This window comes from Bradyrhizobium sp. 2TAF36 (assembly GCF_052114925.1).
GTDB lineage: Bacteria > Pseudomonadota > Alphaproteobacteria > Rhizobiales > Xanthobacteraceae > Bradyrhizobium > Bradyrhizobium barranii.
In genome coordinates this window covers 50,424-65,924 of sequence record NZ_JBFRFR010000014.1, presented here as the reverse complement: position 1 = coordinate 65,924, position 15,501 = coordinate 50,424, and the positions used below count along the sequence as shown (strand labels likewise).

The window sequence follows — 15,501 nt, the reverse complement described above, 5'->3', positions numbered from 1 at the left end:
GGCCTGTCCTCACCAGTTCCTGAATTTCGACGGCGGCGCGTAGAGCCCGCCCGACCAGCGCACGAGATCCTTGATCGAGCGCGCCGCCAGCATGTTGCGATCCGCATCGAGCGGATTGATGCCGATATCTTCCGGCCGCCGGATCACGCCGCGCTCGCGCAGCTGCGCGACCATGCTGCGATCCCGCCCGCGACCGACATCGGTGTATCCGGCGACGCCGCGGATCGCCTGCTCGCGCTCTTGCGCCGTACGGCACAACAGGAGGTTTGCCACGCCCTCCTCGGTGACGATGTGCGTGACGTCGTCGCCGTAGATCATCACCGGCGCGAGCTCGAGGTTGAGCTTCTCGGCGAGCTCGATCGCATCGAGCTTCTCGACGAACAACGGGACGTTCTTGTCGCCGAAAGTCTCGCCAATCTGCACCACCAGCTTGCGGCCCCGGCGCAACGGCGCCGGGCTGTCCGGATCGGCCTCCGCGCCGGCCTTCAGCCAGGGCTCGCTCGGATGCCTGCGCCCGCGCGCATCCGCGCCCATGTTCGGCGCGCCGCCGAACCCGGCGATGCGCGAGGTGGTGATGGTCGAAGAATTTCCCTGGAGATCGATCTGCAGTGTGGAGCCGATGAACATGTCGCAGGCATAGAGTCCGGCGGTCTGGCAAAACGCGCGGTTGGAGCGCAGCGAGCCGTCGGGGCCGGTGAAATAGACGTCGGATCGGGCCCGGATGTATTCGTCCATGCCGACCTCCGAGCCGAAGGAGTGGATCTGCCGGACCCAACCGGACTCGATCGCGGGAATGAGCGCGGGATGCGGATTCAGGGCGAAGTGGGTTGCGATCCTGCCCTTCAGGCCCAGCCTCTYGCCGAACGTCGGCAGCAGAAGCTCGATCGCGGCCGTGCTGAAGCCGATCCCGTGATTGATCCGCTGCACGCCATAGGGCGCATAGATGCCCTTGATCGCGAGCATCGCGGTCAGGATCTGCCCCTCGGTGATCGCCGCCGGATCGCGCGTGAACAGTGGCTCGACGAAGAACGGCTTGTCGGACTTGACGACGAAATGGACGCGGTCCGCCGGGATATCGACCCGCGGAACCGTCTCGACGATCTCGTTGACCTGGGCGATCACGACGCCGTCCTTGAACGCCGTTGCCTCCACCACGGTGGGCGTGTCCTCGGTGTTCGGGCCGGTGTAGAGGTTGCCGTCACGGTCGGCGCTGACGGCGGCGATCAGGGCGACGTGCGGGGTGAGATCGATGAAGTAGCGCGCGAACAGTTCGAGATAGGTGTGAATTGCTCCCAGCTCGATCTTGCCGCCGAACAGCATGCGCGCGATGCGCGCCGATTGCGGCCCGGAATAGGCATAGTCGAGCCGCTTCGCGACCCCGCGGTCGAACAGGTCCAGATGTTCGGGCAGAACGACGCCCGACTGCACCATGTGCAGATCGTTGACCTTGGACAGATCGACCGCCAGCAGCGCGCGGCTCAAGAGATCCGCCTGCTTCTGGTTGTCGCCTTCGAGGCAAACCCGGTCGCCCGGCCGGATCACGGCCTCCAGCAGGCGCGTTGCGTCGGATGCTTCCACGACCTTGCCGTGGGCCAGGCCGGCACCGGCCGCAATGCGGGCATCGCGCGCGGCGCGGTTGTTCTGCCAGCTCGTCATGACCTTGGCCCCTTTGCGGCGTTGGCTCCGCTCCAGAGCGATCCCGGATTGGCACGGTCGGGATGAAGCGCGAGCATCGCCTCGTAGAGTTCGCGCGGAGAAATCGTCGCCTGGTCGAGGCGGTTGAAATCGAGCAGATATTGCCGGGTCTCCGCGATGCTGCGCGGATCGTCATCGTTCTCCGGCTTCTTGTGTCCGGCCACCACGAAGCGGGGCTTCAACGCTTCGAGCCGATCGAGCGCGGCGATCCATTCCAGCCGGCTCTGCGTGTCGGTTTCGGCGAGATAAGGATGAATGCCGTTGTACACGGTGTCGCCGGCGACGATCAGATCGAGAGACGGGACATGAAGGGCGGTGGAACGCGCCGTGTCGGTTCGTCCCATGTCGATGACGACGAGCTTGTGTCCCTCGAGCGTGAGCTCGCCTTCGAGAGGCTCTGCAGCGACCAGGCGCTGTGCGATCTCGCCCGGAAAGCGCTTGCGCCAGAAACCGTCGAGCGATGCCGGCGAAAGCTGCGTCTTCATCTCGTCGACAACCTCGGGAACGGCAACGGCCCGTGCCCGCGGAAAGCGATCGAGCAGCGGCGCGAGGCCGAAGAAATGATCACCGTGGCCATGCGTGACGTAGATCGCGGTCAGATTTCGTTCCCGCGACACGACCCAATCCAGCAACGTCTTCGACTGCCCGGCGGTGAGGAACGTGTCGACGAGGATGGCATCCCGCTCGCCGTAGATCAAAGTCGACGAATTCGCGACCCACATCAGGTCCGGATTGCCGGACGGCAGATCGCGGCTCAGTCCAGCCCGCTTCACCGTCGTCACGTCCCAGTCCAGGATCGTGCCGGTCGTCTCGATCATGCTCATGGAATTCTCCGGAGGGGCAGTCGGGCCGGCGGGAGTGCTGTCTCTCCCGCCGTCCTTCCTTCTGCCGGCCGTGCGTCAGGACCGGCAAAACGCGTCAGCGGGTGGCCGGTTGATCGATGCTGCGAGCGGCACGGGTGATGATCTCCGCCACTTCCTTCGGATGCGACTCGTAGACCGAGTGGCTTGCACCCGGGATCACGGTGGTGTGGCTCTTGGCGCGCTCGTAATACCAGCGCTCGAGATCCGGATTGATGATCTGGTCGTTGCCGGCAACGATGCCCCAGCTCGGCTTGGTCTTCCACGCAGCCGCCGTCAGCGGCGTGCTGAACACCTGCGTCGCGGCCAGAACCTGGGAGCGTGATTCGAACTCCGCCTGCTCGCGCGGCAGATCGGGGGCGAACAGCTTGGGGAATTGCACGGGATCGAGATAGGTGAATTTGTCGGGCGTGACCTTGATGGCGCCTTCGGTCTTTCCAAGTACGCTCGGCGTCTTCTTGCCCAGCGCCGCTTCGTCCTCTCCGACGTCGGGCGCATGCGCAGCGACGTAGACCAGGCCGACCACGTTGGGATGAACACCCGCCTCGGTGATGATCGAGCCGCCATAGCTGTGGCCGACCAGAAGCGTCGGGCCATTCTGGAGATCGAGCAGCCGCTTCGCCGCCGTGACATCATCGCCAAACGACGTCTCGGGCTCCTGCAGCATGCTGACGCGGAAGCCTTCCTTGACCAGGATCTCGTAGACCGGCTTCCAGCCGGACGCATCGACCCAGGCGCCGTGCACCAGGACGATGTTCTTCGGGGGTTCAGCGCGCGCCGGGGCGACGGTCGCGAACAGGGAGAGAGTGGCAGCGAAGGCGAGGCCAGCGTTGAGGTGTTTCATGTCGGGATCACTCCAGGTTGGAATGGTGCGACAGTAGTGTCGACACTCGCCGGCGTATTTCGGCAAACAACGGCCCTTGCCACTTCGCACGTCGGGACATGCCGATCGAGACAACGGCTGCTCGTGCATCCTCGGGACACTGCCTAGCTAGGGCGCGCACTTCAAAGCGCAGCGCATATGTCAGGCGTACAGACCTCTCATTACTGTGAACGGCCGGCGTTCATACGCGAAAGACGAACGATCCGCTTTGGCATTCAAGAGGTCGCATCTGATGCTGATTGAACTCCATGCATGGGATCGGACACATGACATCCACAGCAAATCTCCAGATCGCGCTTCTCATCCTGTTGTGCGCAGCTTCGCCCGCGCGTGCAGGCACTTGTGCGGACGACATCGCGAAAACCCAGATCCAGCTGGATCAGGCCATAGAAAAAGACGCGGGCGCCCACGGCTGGCAGCGGGAGAGCCTCAGCGCGCTGCGCAGTCATCAACCGACGCCTCGCTCGATTGCAGAGGCCGAAGGCGGCCGCGGAGCGGTTTTCGCGGATGCGCTGGATTCGCTTGACCGCGCACGTACCGCCGAACAAAACGGCGACACAGGCACATGCAGCCGGGAACTCGCGCATGTGCGGGCCATTCTGAAATAGCGAAAGCGAGCCGAAGCCAAAGCCGGCCAACGGCGCTGTCATCGGCGAGGCAACTCGGCGACGCGGCCGAACGAAGACGAATGCCCGCTTACGATGCGTCGAATGCCCGTTGTCGTCGTGCTGCCGGGTAGCGGGACGTGCGTTCTGGAAATACCCCACCGTTCCGCACCTCTCTAGTGCTCGACAGCATTCAGCCGGAGCATTTTTCATGCGAGAGCAGCACCCATCGAACGACGTCGGCTCGGGAAGATCCAGCTCGCGCCGGTTCACCCTGATACCGCTCGCCGTGGCACTCACGGCCGGCATGCTGTGGCTCGTCCCGGCTGCGACGTCCGCTCAAACGACCATGCCGGGAATGCAGCCTTCCACCGGCATGCTGGCGACGTCGCCGCTCAACCCGCAATCCACGCGGCCCGTCGGCGTTCCGCTGGGATCGACCGAGATCGCAACACCCGGCATTTCGCCGCTCAATCCGGCGCAAAGCACGGCGGGTTGTGCCGGATCCGGCAATACCGCCTCGTCCGGAGCCTTGTTCGACGGCGGCGGACTGTCCGGGGGCTCATCCGTCACCTGCAACGGCAGCATCACGGCGGCGCCTCCGCTGCCTTCAGCATCGACGGTCGGACGCGTCGGGATACCGCTCGGAGCCACCGAGCTCGGCGGCGCCGGAATCAGTCCGTCCGTCCCGGTGCAAGGCCCTGCCGCAACGGGCAGCACGACTTCGATCAGCGGCTCAAGCAATCCCTGACATCCAGGACGGTCTCATGAAACGAAATCTCGCCATCGCGCTTGTCGCTCTCGCCGCGATTCTCGTCGGAGCCGGCCTCTGGTTCTTCGCCGCGGACCGGAAGCCGGTCGTCGCCGCCGCGCCAGTGCCCGCGGCCGTACCGGTGGTCACCGCGGCGGTCATCGGCAAGGACGTTCCGATCTATCTGCGCGGCATCGGCACCGTGATCGCCTACAACACCGATGTCGTGCGCAGCCAGATTCAGGGACAGATCGTCAAGATCGCCTTCACCGAGGGACAGACCGTCAAGGCCGGAGATCTGCTCGCCCAGATCGACCCGCGTCCCTACGAGGCCCAGATCGAGCAATTGACGGCCAATCGCGACCGAGATCAGGCCCAACTCACCAATGCCGAAGCCAATCTCTCCCGTTACAGTAAACTCGGTGACAAGGGTTATGCGACCCCGCAGCTGATCGAGACGCAGACCGCGCAGGTGGCCCAACTCAAGGCCGCCGTGAAAGCGGACCAGGCGCAGATCGACGAGGCCAACGTCCAGCTCAGCTACACGCGCCTGACATCGGCCATTCCCGGCATCACCGGCGTCCGCCAGATCGATGTCGGCAACGTGATTCATCCGACCGACCCGAACGGTCTCGTCGTCGTCACCCAGATCGAGCCGATTTCGCTGCTGTTCACCCTTCCGCAGACGGATCTGCCCGTGATCCAGGAACACGAAGCAAAAGGCCAGTTGAAGGTCATCGCCTACAGCCAGGACAACAAGATTAAGCTCGGCGAAGGCACGCTGCTGCTCGTCAACAACGAGATCGCAGGGACGACCGGCACCGTCCAGCTCAAGGCCACATTCGCCAATCACGAGCACCGGCTGTGGCCGGGACAGCTGGTGAATGCCCGGCTGCTGCTGAAGATTCAGAAGGATGCGCTGACGGTCGCCGGCTCCGCAGTCCAGCAGGGCCCGAACGGCAGCTATGTCTATGTCGTCGCTCCCAACCAGACCGCTTCCTTGCGTCCCGTTCACGTCGCACAGATCAGCGACGGGCAGGCCCTGATCGACCAGGGACTGAAATCAGGTGATACCGTCGTCGTCGACGGTCAGTATCGGCTGACGGAAGGAAGCCAGGTTCGGGAACTGCACGGCAAGGCCGCGCGCGAAGCCGACCTGCAAAGCTCCGTGCAGGACGCGCTCCCATGAACCTGTCCGCGCCCTTCATCCTGCGGCCGATTGCAACCGCTCTGCTGATGGCGGGCCTGCTGCTGTGCGGCCTCGCGGCCTATCCCCTGTTGCCGGTCGGCGCGCTGCCGAACGTCAACTACCCGACGATCCAGATCTCGGCGCAACTGCCCGGCGCCGACCCCGGAACCATCGCCTCGTCGGTCGCGACGCCACTCGAACAGCAGCTCAGCCAGATCCCCGGCGTCACGCAGCTCACCTCGTCCAGCGCACTCGGCGTCGCCCAGCTCACGGTGCAGTTCGAGCTGTCGCGCACGGTGGACAGCGCGGCGGTCGACGTGCTCTCCGCGATCAACGCCGCGAGCCCGTACCTGCCGCAGAACATCCCCTACCCGCCGACGATCAGGAAGGTGAATCCGGCGGAAACGCCGATCATGCTGATCGCGCTGACGTCAGAGTCGATGCAGCAGACCACGGTCGATGCCTACGCGGAAAACATCCTGCTGCCCAAGATTTCCCAAGTGCCGGGCGTGGGCCTGGTCGGTATCGGCGGCCAGCAGAAGCCCGCCATCCGCATCCGCGTCAATCCGCAGGCGCTTGCCGCCCGCGGCATCGGCCTCGAAGACGTCCGCACCGTGATCGCCGGCGCCAATGTCGACCTGCCCAAGGGCACGCTCAACAGCCCGCGCGTCACTTATACGCTCAATACCAACGACCAGTTGCTGAAGCCCTCCGCCTATGAAGCCCTCATCATCGCCTATCGCAACGGCTCGCCGGTGCGGCTGCGCGACATCGGCTCGGCGATCGAGGGGCCCGAAAACGATCTGCTGGCCGGCTGGTACGGCAAGGACCCCGCCGTCATCCTCGCCGTCCAGCGCGTCCCCGGCGCCAACGTCATCGAAACCGTCGATCGCATCAAGAAACTGCTGCCGCAGCTGCAGGCTTCCGTTCCGCCGGCGATCAAGGTGACGATCGCCGCCGACCGCACCGCCACGATTCGCGCTGCGGTTTCCGATGTGCAATTCACGCTGATGCTGACCGTCGCCTTGGTGGTGATGGTGATATTCCTGTTCCTGCGGAACTTCTGGGCCACCATCATCCCGGCGATCACTGTTCCCCTGGCGCTGATCGGCACCTTCGCGGTCCTCTATGTGCTCGGCTACAGTCTCGACAACCTCTCGCTGATGGCGCTGTCGATCGCGGTGGGATTCGTGGTCGACGACGCCGTGGTGGTCATCGAGAACATCGTGCGCCATCTCGAGCAGGGCATGACGCCCATGGAGGCTGCGCTCAAAGGCTCCAGCGAAATCGGCTTCACGATCGTCTCCATCACCCTGTCGCTGATCGCGGTGTTCATCCCGCTGTTCCTGATGGGCGGCTACGTCGGAAAGCTGTTCCAGGAGTTCGCCGTCACGATCACCGCATCGCTGCTGCTGTCGCTGGTGATCTCGCTCACCTTGACGCCGATGATGTGCGCGCGCCTCCTGAAGGACGAATCGCGCAGGAAGCATGGCCGGCTCTATCTCATGTTCGAGCGCGGCTTCGATGGCCTGCTTGCGCTGTACGCGCGCGGCCTGCGAATCGTGCTGCGCCATCGTTTCGTGACGCTGCTCGTGATGCTCTCGACGATCGCGCTGACCGGCTATCTCTATGTGATCATCCCGAAAGGCTTCTTCCCGCAACAGGATACCGGACAGATTGTCGGCATCACCGAGGCTGCCCAGGACATCTCCTTCCCCGCCATGTCCGAACGCCAGCAGGCGGTCGTCGACATCCTGTCAAAGGATCCGGCGATCCAGTCGGTGGCGAGCTATATCGGTCCGGGCGGCCCGACCGCGACCCTCAACCAGGGGCGCATCTTCATCGTCCTGAAGCCGAAGCCGGAACGCAAGGCCAGCGCCGACCAGGTGATCGCGCGGCTGGAACCCCGGCTCGCCCATATCCAGGGCATCAAGCTTTACATGCAGTCGGCCCAGGACATCACGATCGGCGCGCGCCTGTCGAAGACGCAGTATCAGTTCACGCTGACGGACGCCGATTCCAACGAACTCAACCACTGGTCGGCGATCTTCCTGGAGAAGATTCGCGCGCTCGACCTCGTCACCGACGTCGCGAGCGACCAGGCCAATGCCGGCCCGAGGCTGCAGGTCACCGTCAATCGCGAAGTCGCCTCGAGCTTCGGCATCCTGCCCACGACGATCGACAACACCCTCGACGACGCGTACGGTCAGCGCATCGTCTCCACCATGTTCACCTCGCTGAACCAATACCACGTGGTCATGGAGGTCGATCCAGCCTTCCAGTATGGGCCTGACGCGCTCAAGGATATCTACCTGAACTCGGCCACCGGCCAACAGGTACCTCTGAGCACGCTGGTCCACAGCGTCATCATGCCGGCGCCGATTCTGATCAATCACCAGGGCCTGTTTCCCTCGGTGACGATCTCGTTCAACCTGCGACCGGGCGTAGCGCTGGGCGATGCGGTGACGGCGATCCAGAAGATCGAGAAGGACACCGGTAAGCCCGCCTCGCTGTCGACCTCGTTCCAGGGCAACGCGCAAGCTTTCGAGTCGTCCCTGTCCGGCACACCGCTGCTGATCGGGGCGGCGCTGATCGTGATCTACATCATCCTCGGCGTCCTCTATGAGAGCCTGATCCATCCGATCACGATCCTGTCGACGCTGCCTTCCGCCGGCATCGGCGCGCTGCTGCTGCTGCTGGCAGTCCACATGGATCTCAGCGTCATCGCCATCATCGGCATCATCCTGCTGATCRGCATCGTCAAGAAGAATGGCATCATGCTGGTCGACTTCGCCCTCGAGGTGGAGCGCAATCAAGGGCTGAGCCCTGAGGAAGCGATCTACCAGGCCTGCACGCTCCGCTTTCGTCCGATCCTGATGACGACCATGGCCGCGCTACTCGGCGGCGTGCCTCTGATGCTCGGCAACGGCACCGGCGCCGAACTGCGCCAGCCGCTCGGCTACACGATCGTCGGCGGCTTGATGCTCTCGCAGATCCTGACGCTCTACACCACGCCCGTGGTCTATCTCTATCTCGACCGGCTCGGCAATTGGTTCACCAACCGCAAGCCACATGCGGTCGAGACACCCGCCCCCTCCACGAGTGAAGCAGATGCCGGATTGGGCCATGAGTCCGCTTGATCAGGTGAGCGTCGGCATGACGGCGGAAAAGCTGGTGACCGTCACGGCGGAGATGACGGTCGGCCACGTGGTGCCGGGAATGCCTGAGGTCTACGGCACGCCGATGATGATCCTGCACATGGAGATGGCGGCGGGATCGGCGATCCAGCCGTCCCTGCCGACCGGCTATGTCAGCGTCGGGATGATGGTCAACGTCCGTCATCTGGCGGCGACGCCGGTCGGCCGCACCGTGCGCGCGGTCGCACGGGTCGTCGCCGTCGAAGCCAGGAGCGTCGTGTTCGAGGTCGAGGCCTGGGACGGCGGCCGCAAGATCGGCGACGGGACCCATCGGCGCGGCGTTGTCGATGTCGCCGAGTTCGAGAGGCGTTTCGGCGTGACGAGGCCCACCGCGGCGTTGGCTTAAGGTCGCGGAATCCTTCCCGCGGCAACATCCCGGATCTGCGCGCAGGCTCGCATCGCGACGCCGTGCGTTTTGACAAAGGGTCCGCGAAAAAGCAAAAGACCGGTTTTCCACGCTGCGGTACATCGCTTGCATCCCGCGTCCGGACATCCGGGCTCGGGAATTGGTCTCATGCCCGGCGAGTATCTCTTGGACCTCTTCAATCTGCTGGCCCAACTCGGACTCGCTCACGAAGGCAAGGAACCCGCGACGGTCCGTCACACGGGTATGGTCTGTCGCGCATCGTGGCCCGACCATTCGCGCTACGCTCATCCCGCCCTTTGGGTCCTGGGAGGCGTCGCGCTCGGCGTGTTGTCATTCACGTGCTTCCTGCTCGGGATCGACCTCACCACCAGCGCCCTCGCCCTGCTGGTCGTCATTGTCGTGTTGTCGTTGCTTGCGATCGCGAGCCTGGTCAGGCGGCAGCACCGGCTCGAGCGCGAGGACGTCTTGCGGCGGCGTCAGGTCGCCTATCTCGCCGAGGCCCAGAAGCTCAGCCACACCGGCAGCTTTGGCTGGAACGTCGCCAGCGGCGAGCTGTTCTGGTCCGAAGAGACGTTCAGGATCTTCGATCTCGAGCCGACCTTGCCGCCGTCGCTCGACACTATCCTGAAGCGTACGCATCCCGACGATCTCAATGCCGTACGCGAGGCGCTCGATCGCGCCACGAACGACAGGAACGACTTTTCCCTGGAACATCGGCTGATCCTGAGCGATGGCTCGATCAGGCACATTCGCGTGGTCGCCCGTGGAACGTCGGAAGAGCGCGGACAATTTCGGTTCATCGGCGCGGTCATGGATATCACCGCCCAGAAGAAGGACCACACCGAGCTGGAGCGGAGCGAGCAGCGCTACCGCCACCTGTTCGGCCGCATGCCGATCGCCCTCCGTCAGCTCGACGCCAGCAGACTGGTGGTGCTGTTCCGAAAACTGCGAGCCGAGGGCATCAAGGACCTCGGCAGCTATTTCGACAGCCATCCCGACTTTCTCCGGACCTGCATGGACGCGCTCTCGTTTCAGGAAGCCAACGAACGGGCCATCCAGATGTTCGGAGGAGGCGTCGACGGCTATGTCGGGCGTTCCATGTCCGACACCTGGAAGGCACGCCCGGATACGTTTCGGCGGGCCATGGAGTCCCGCTTTCGCGGTGAAACGAACTTCGAGGAAGAAACCAAGATGGTGACGTGGGACGGCCGCGTCGTCGACGTTCTCTTCACCACGGCCCGCGTCGGTCCAATCAATGATCTCGAAATAAGCCTGGTCGCCACGATCGACATCTCGCAACGCGTCCGCGCCCAGGAGAGACTTCGGCAGGTGCAGGCGGAGTTCGCGCATGCGGCGCGCGTCTCGATGCTCGGTGAGCTCACCGCCTCCATCGCGCACGAAGTCAACCAGCCTTTGGCCGCCATCGCGACCAACGCCGCCGCCGGGCTGCGCTGGCTGAACAGGCCCATTCCCGACATGGCCGAGGTCCGCAGCGCAATCGAGAATATGGCCACGGATACGAGGCGGGCCGCGAACATCGTGGCGCGTGTTCACGGGATGGCTTCAAGCAAGGCGCCGGAGCGTGCCGTTCTGTCGCTTGACGATGTCATTCGCGAGGCGCTTCTGTTCCTGCGCCACGAGATGGAATCCCGAGGCGTAACGATCCTGCACCGGCCCGACGCGGAAGCTGCACTCGTGCTCGGCGACCGCACCCAGCTCCAGCAGGTGATCGTCAATCTGGCCATCAACGCCGTGCAAGCGATGGCGCAGGCGGGACGCGACCATGGCAAGATCGTCATCACCACCGCCGCGCAGGACGTGACAACCCTGTGCTGCTCCGTGGAGGACAACGGTCCCGGCATCTCCGCCGAACATGCCGGCCGGGTGTTCGAAAGCTTTTTCACGACCAAGGAGTCCGGCATGGGCATGGGGCTGCCGATCTGCCGGTCCATCGTCGAAGCGCATGGCGGCCGGATCGACGCCGAAGGACTTAGCACCGAAGGACTTGGCGCCGAAGGCCTTGGCACCGATCGCGGCGCCCGGTTCTGGTTTACGCTGCCGATCGCGACGCCGGCGTCATCGCCGCCATCCGGTCGGGACGCCGACGCCTGACCCGCTCTATTGCGCCGGGGCGGTCGAGCGCACCAGGCGGATCGGGATGCCCTTGAATGACGGCGTAAAGCTGAGGGGATCACGGGCATAGAGCGGCACCAGCGGATTGGTCTCCGGATAGTACGCGGCACAGCAGCCGGTCGGAAACGAATACGCCACCACGCGGAAGTTGCGCACGATCCGCTCGGCGCCATCGGTCGACTCCGTGATCAGGTCGACGCGATCGCCGTCCACGAGCCCGCGCTTCTTCAGTTCATATTCGTTGAGGAAAACCACGTCGCGCTGGCCGAAGACGCCGCGATAGCGATCCGACAGCGAGTAGAGCGTCGTGTTGTACTGGTCGTGGCTGCGTATCGTGCTGAGCCACAGGAAATCCGGATCGGCCTGCGGCGGGTCCTCGCCGCAGCCCTCAAACACCAGGAAATTGGCCTTGCCGGACGGCGTTGCCCAGATGCGCTCCCGCGCGGTCGAGGTCAGATGGAAGCCGCCGGGAATGCGGATACGGGCATTGTAGCTCTCGAAGATAGGGAAGACGGCCTCGATCGCATCCCGGATGCGATCGTAGTCGCCCACAAAGCCGTCCCAATCGACCACCGTGCGCTCGCCGAGCGTCGCCTTGGCGAGGCCTGCGACGATCGCGACCTCGCTGAGAAGGTGCTCGGACGCCGGCTTGTTGCGACCGCCCGAGGCGTGGACCATCGACATCGAATCCTCGACCGTGATCGACTGCGGCTCCGATTCCTGAATGTCGATCTCGGTTCGCCCGAGGCACGGCAGGATCAGGGCGGCGCGGCCATGGATCAGATGGCTGCGGTTGAGCTTCGTGGAGACGTGGACGGTCAGATCGAGCTTGCGCAGCGCGGCCTGCGTCGCCTGCCAGTCGGGTATGGCCGCGGCAAAGTTGCCACCCATCGCGAAAAAGACCTTCACTTCGCCGCGGATCATTGCCTCCAATGCCGTCACGACGTTGTGTCCCGGCGCGCTCGGCGGCTTGAAACCGAAGCGGTGCTCGAGGCGCTCGAGGAAATCCGCCTTGGGGGTCTCCGTGATCCCCACGGTTCGGTCGCCCTGCACGTTGGAATGACCGCGAACCGGACAAACGCCGGCGCCGTCGCGTCCCACATTGCCGCGCAAGAGCGCAAGATTGGCGATCTGCTGCACGTTGTGCGCGCCACGCTGGTGCTGGGTAATGCCCATGCCGTAGACAAGGATGGCGCGCTCCGCCTTCATATAGGCGCCGGCGGCATATTCCAGGTCCTCGCGCGTCAGGCCGGACTGACGTTCGATGTCGGGCCATTGCGTTCGCTTGAGATCGTCGATCAGCGCGTCGATGCCCGCGGTGTGCCCGCGAATGAAATCCCAGTCCAGGATCTCCGGCTGCTCGGCCGCAYGGGCGGCCTCGTCCGTTTCGACGAGGATCTTCATGATCCCCTTGAGGACGGCGACGTCGCCACCGACACGCACCTGGAAAAGCTTCGAGCTGATCGTCGTCGACGACAGCGTGATCATCTCAACCGGGCTCTGCGGCGCCTGGAAGCGCTCCAGCGCGCGCTCGCGGAACGGATTGAACGAGATGATCGAGGCCCCTCGGCGGGCCGCGTTGCGCAGGCTGGTCATCATCCGCGGGCTGTTGGTGCCTGGATTCTGGCCGAAGATGAAGATGCAATCGGCCTTGTCGAAATCCTCCAGCAGCACGGTGCCCTTGCCGACGCCGAGCGATTCCGGCAGGCCGACGCTGGTCGCCTCGTGGCACATGTTCGAGCAGTCGGGAAAGTTGTTGGTGCCGTACTCGCGCACGAACAGCTGATAGAGGAAGGCGGCTTCGTTCGAGGTTCGCCCGGACGTATAGAACTCCGCCATGTTCGGATCCGGCAGCGCATTCAGCTCGCGGCCGATCATGGCGAATGCGTCGCTCCATTGCACCGGGAGATAGCGGTCGGATGCGGCGTCATAGGCCATCGGATGGGCGAGCCGACCTACCATTTCGAGATCGTAATCGTTCCAACTCGCGAGCTCCGTGACGGTATGCTCGGCAAAGAATTCGGGCGTGCAGCGCTTCGATGTCGTCTCCCAGGCGACCGCCTTGCCGCCGTTCTCGCAGAATTCGAATGACGAGGTGTGCTTCGGATCTGGCCAGGCGCAGCCGGGGCAATCAAAGCCCTCCGGCTGATTCATCCTGCTGAGCGTCGCTGCACCCTTCAGCGGCGCCCGCTGCACCAGAAGCGCCTCGCTGAGCGCCTTGAGTGCGCCCCAGCCGCCGGCGGGTTCACGGTAGGGACGAACCGATTTCGTTGTCATCTCGATATCTCGCGATATGGCAATTCTCCGGGCCAGTTAAGGATCGTGCGGGCAGAGCCGTCTTTTCAAAACGAAGCCGAATTTCGCAATTGCACATGTTCGGAGCCGGCCGCAGCAGCCAGTGCATTCCGGCAAAAAGAGCGCGTTCACGGAAGCTGAATCGGCGACCGGAAACTAGGTTTGTCAGTTGGAGCCCCGTCGCTACGGAGGGCTTTCGACATTTTTCAGGAGCGACCCAAGATGTTCTCAAGACGTGATTTGCTGGCCATGTCCGCGGCAGGCGCCGCCATGGTCGGCTCCAGCGCGCAGGCCGCAACTTTCGGCAATCCGGACGAGCCGCCGCAAGGCGCCGTGAACGCCAAGAGCCCGGGAAGCCTGTCCGATCCCGGTCCTCAAGATCCGGACCTTGCCAAGCACTTCCCCTCAGCCCAAACCCCGCCCCCGACGGACGTCGGCGGCCTGCCGATGGATTGGGCCTCGTTCAACAATGCGCCGAGGCGCATCCAGAATGGCGGCTGGGCCCGTCAGGTCACGGTCGAGGATTTCGCCATCTCGAAAGAGATCTCCGGCGTCAATATGCGGCTGGCTGCCGGCGGAATCCGCGAGCTGCATTGGCACCAGGCTGCCGAATGGGCGATCCTGACCTACGGCTCCTGCCGCGTCACCGTGCTCGACACGCAGGGTCGTCCCTATGTCGGCGACCTCAAAGTCGGCGACCTCTGGTATTTTCCGCCGGGCGCGCCGCATTCGCTGCAGGGCTTGGGCCCCGATGGTTGCGAGTTCGTGATCTGTTTCGACGACGGCCACGCCAATGAATTCAACACGCTCCTGGTGACCGACTGGTTCGCCCACACGCCGCCCGAGGTGCTGGCGAAGAACTTCGGTGTTCCGGCCGACGCGTTCGCAAAGATCCCGCTGCACAACCGCTGGATCTTCCAGGGGACCGTGCCCGGCGATCTCGCCGCCGATCGCGCAGCCGTTGCGAAGCACGCCGAAGCGCCGCCCTACCCCTTCGTCCACTCGCTCGGCGGCTCGGCCCCGGTCAAGGAGAGCTCCGCCGGCAGCATCCGCGTCGCCGACAGCACGACCTTCAAGGTTGCCACCACCGTCGCTGCGGCGCTGGTGTCGATGCCGCCGGGCGCTGTCAGGGAGATGCACTGGCATCCGAATGCCGACGAGTGGCAGTACTACATCAAGGGCAAGGCGCGAATGACGGTGTTCGACACCGGCCCCAATGCGTTCACGACGGACTTCGCGGCCGGCGACATCGGCTATGTCCGGCGCAATCTCGGCCACTATGTCGAGAACGTCGGCGACACCGAGCTGCAGTTCGTCGGCGTGTTTCGAGCCCCTCGCTACGAGGAGGTGTCGCTCTCCTACTGGCTGACGCACACGCCACCCAAACTGGTCGCCCAGCACTTCAACATCGACGAGAAGCTGATCGCCCAATGGCCGGACAACAGCCCCGGCGTCATGCCCAAATCCTGAACCAGCCTCGCAAGAGTTCTGAACGAGAAAGGCGCCGAAACCGGCGCCTTTCTTTT

General features: G+C 64.3%; 11 protein-coding genes. 6 read left to right on the top strand and 5 right to left on the bottom strand.

What is annotated here, in order from left to right:
• Positions 1–9: 9 nt before the first annotated feature.
• The 3 genes from mdcA to AB4Z51_RS10545 all read right to left on the bottom strand — a co-directional run bounded on the left by mdcA (position 10) and on the right by AB4Z51_RS10545 (position 3,399).
• Complete coding sequence (gene mdcA, locus AB4Z51_RS10555) at positions 10–1,656, bottom strand: malonate decarboxylase subunit alpha (RefSeq protein WP_441497384.1); 1,647 nt, start codon at positions 1,654–1,656, stop codon at positions 10–12.
• A complete protein-coding gene (locus AB4Z51_RS10550; protein ID WP_441268477.1) occupies positions 1,653–2,519 on the bottom strand; it encodes an MBL fold metallo-hydrolase in 867 nt (288 codons plus the stop codon). Before AB4Z51_RS10550 ends, mdcA begins: the two co-directional genes overlap by 4 nt.
• Before the next feature lie 94 nt (positions 2,520–2,613).
• The gene (locus AB4Z51_RS10545; RefSeq protein WP_063984278.1) at positions 2,614–3,399 is read right to left on the bottom strand and encodes an alpha/beta hydrolase; all 786 of its coding nucleotides are present in this window, start codon (positions 3,397–3,399) and stop codon (positions 2,614–2,616) included.
• A 305-nt stretch (positions 3,400–3,704) separates the two neighbouring features.
• Between AB4Z51_RS10545 and AB4Z51_RS10540 the strand changes: the two genes are divergently transcribed.
• On the top strand, positions 3,705–4,046 hold the full coding sequence (locus AB4Z51_RS10540; RefSeq protein WP_166351901.1) for a hypothetical protein: 342 nt from the start codon (positions 3,705–3,707) through the stop codon (positions 4,044–4,046).
• A gap of 336 nt (positions 4,047–4,382) precedes the next feature.
• Here the strand turns inward: AB4Z51_RS10540 and AB4Z51_RS10535 are convergent, their stop codons facing one another.
• Positions 4,383–4,787 carry a hypothetical protein gene (locus AB4Z51_RS10535; protein ID WP_085401748.1) on the bottom strand — a complete coding sequence of 135 codons (405 nt, stop codon included), beginning with the start codon at positions 4,785–4,787 and terminating at the stop codon, positions 4,383–4,385.
• A 23-nt stretch (positions 4,788–4,810) separates the two neighbouring features.
• Between AB4Z51_RS10535 and AB4Z51_RS10530 the strand changes: the two genes are divergently transcribed.
• The 4 genes from AB4Z51_RS10530 (at position 4,811) to AB4Z51_RS10515 (ending at position 11,659) form a co-directional block, all read left to right on the top strand.
• Entirely contained in the window at positions 4,811–5,983 is a 1,173-nt protein-coding gene (locus AB4Z51_RS10530) for an efflux RND transporter periplasmic adaptor subunit (RefSeq protein ID WP_441268478.1), read from the top strand.
• Complete coding sequence (locus AB4Z51_RS10525; protein ID WP_441497383.1) at positions 5,980–9,123, top strand: efflux RND transporter permease subunit; 3,144 nt, start codon at positions 5,980–5,982, stop codon at positions 9,121–9,123. The genes AB4Z51_RS10530 and AB4Z51_RS10525 overlap by 4 nt, the downstream gene beginning before the upstream one ends.
• Entirely contained in the window at positions 9,110–9,526 is a 417-nt protein-coding gene (locus AB4Z51_RS10520; protein ID WP_441268480.1) for a thioesterase family protein, read from the top strand. Before AB4Z51_RS10525 ends, AB4Z51_RS10520 begins: the two co-directional genes overlap by 14 nt.
• A 168-nt stretch (positions 9,527–9,694) precedes the next feature.
• Positions 9,695–11,659, top strand: a complete 1,965-nt coding sequence (locus tag AB4Z51_RS10515) for an ATP-binding protein (protein ID WP_441497382.1) — start codon at positions 9,695–9,697, stop codon at positions 11,657–11,659.
• A 6-nt stretch (positions 11,660–11,665) separates the two neighbouring features.
• Here the strand turns inward: AB4Z51_RS10515 and AB4Z51_RS10510 are convergent, their stop codons facing one another.
• Positions 11,666–13,957 carry an FdhF/YdeP family oxidoreductase gene (locus AB4Z51_RS10510; protein ID WP_441497381.1) on the bottom strand — a complete coding sequence of 764 codons (2,292 nt, stop codon included), beginning with the start codon at positions 13,955–13,957 and terminating at the stop codon, positions 11,666–11,668.
• A gap of 240 nt (positions 13,958–14,197) precedes the next feature.
• On the opposite strand from AB4Z51_RS10510, the gene AB4Z51_RS10505 reads away from it, so the two are divergent.
• Complete coding sequence (locus AB4Z51_RS10505; RefSeq protein ID WP_085401753.1) at positions 14,198–15,445, top strand: oxalate decarboxylase family bicupin; 1,248 nt, start codon at positions 14,198–14,200, stop codon at positions 15,443–15,445.
• Positions 15,446–15,501 lie beyond the last annotated feature (56 nt).

Bases quoted from the DNA above. Each gene is read 5' to 3' on its own strand.
- AB4Z51_RS10520 (WP_441268480.1), top strand. From the start codon at position 9,110: ATGAGTCCGCTTGATCAGGTGAGCGTCGGCATGACGGCGGAAAAGCTG.
- AB4Z51_RS10515 (WP_441497382.1), top strand. From the start codon at position 9,695: ATGCCCGGCGAGTATCTCTTGGACCTCTTCAATCTGCTGGCCCAACTC.
- AB4Z51_RS10545 (WP_063984278.1), bottom strand. From the start codon at position 3,399: ATGAAACACCTCAACGCTGGCCTCGCCTTCGCTGCCACTCTCTCCCTG.
- AB4Z51_RS10530 (WP_441268478.1), top strand. From the start codon at position 4,811: ATGAAACGAAATCTCGCCATCGCGCTTGTCGCTCTCGCCGCGATTCTC.
- AB4Z51_RS10550 (WP_441268477.1), bottom strand. From the start codon at position 2,519: ATGAGCATGATCGAGACGACCGGCACGATCCTGGACTGGGACGTGACG.
- AB4Z51_RS10540 (WP_166351901.1), top strand. From the start codon at position 3,705: ATGACATCCACAGCAAATCTCCAGATCGCGCTTCTCATCCTGTTGTGC.
- AB4Z51_RS10505 (WP_085401753.1), top strand. From the start codon at position 14,198: ATGTTCTCAAGACGTGATTTGCTGGCCATGTCCGCGGCAGGCGCCGCC.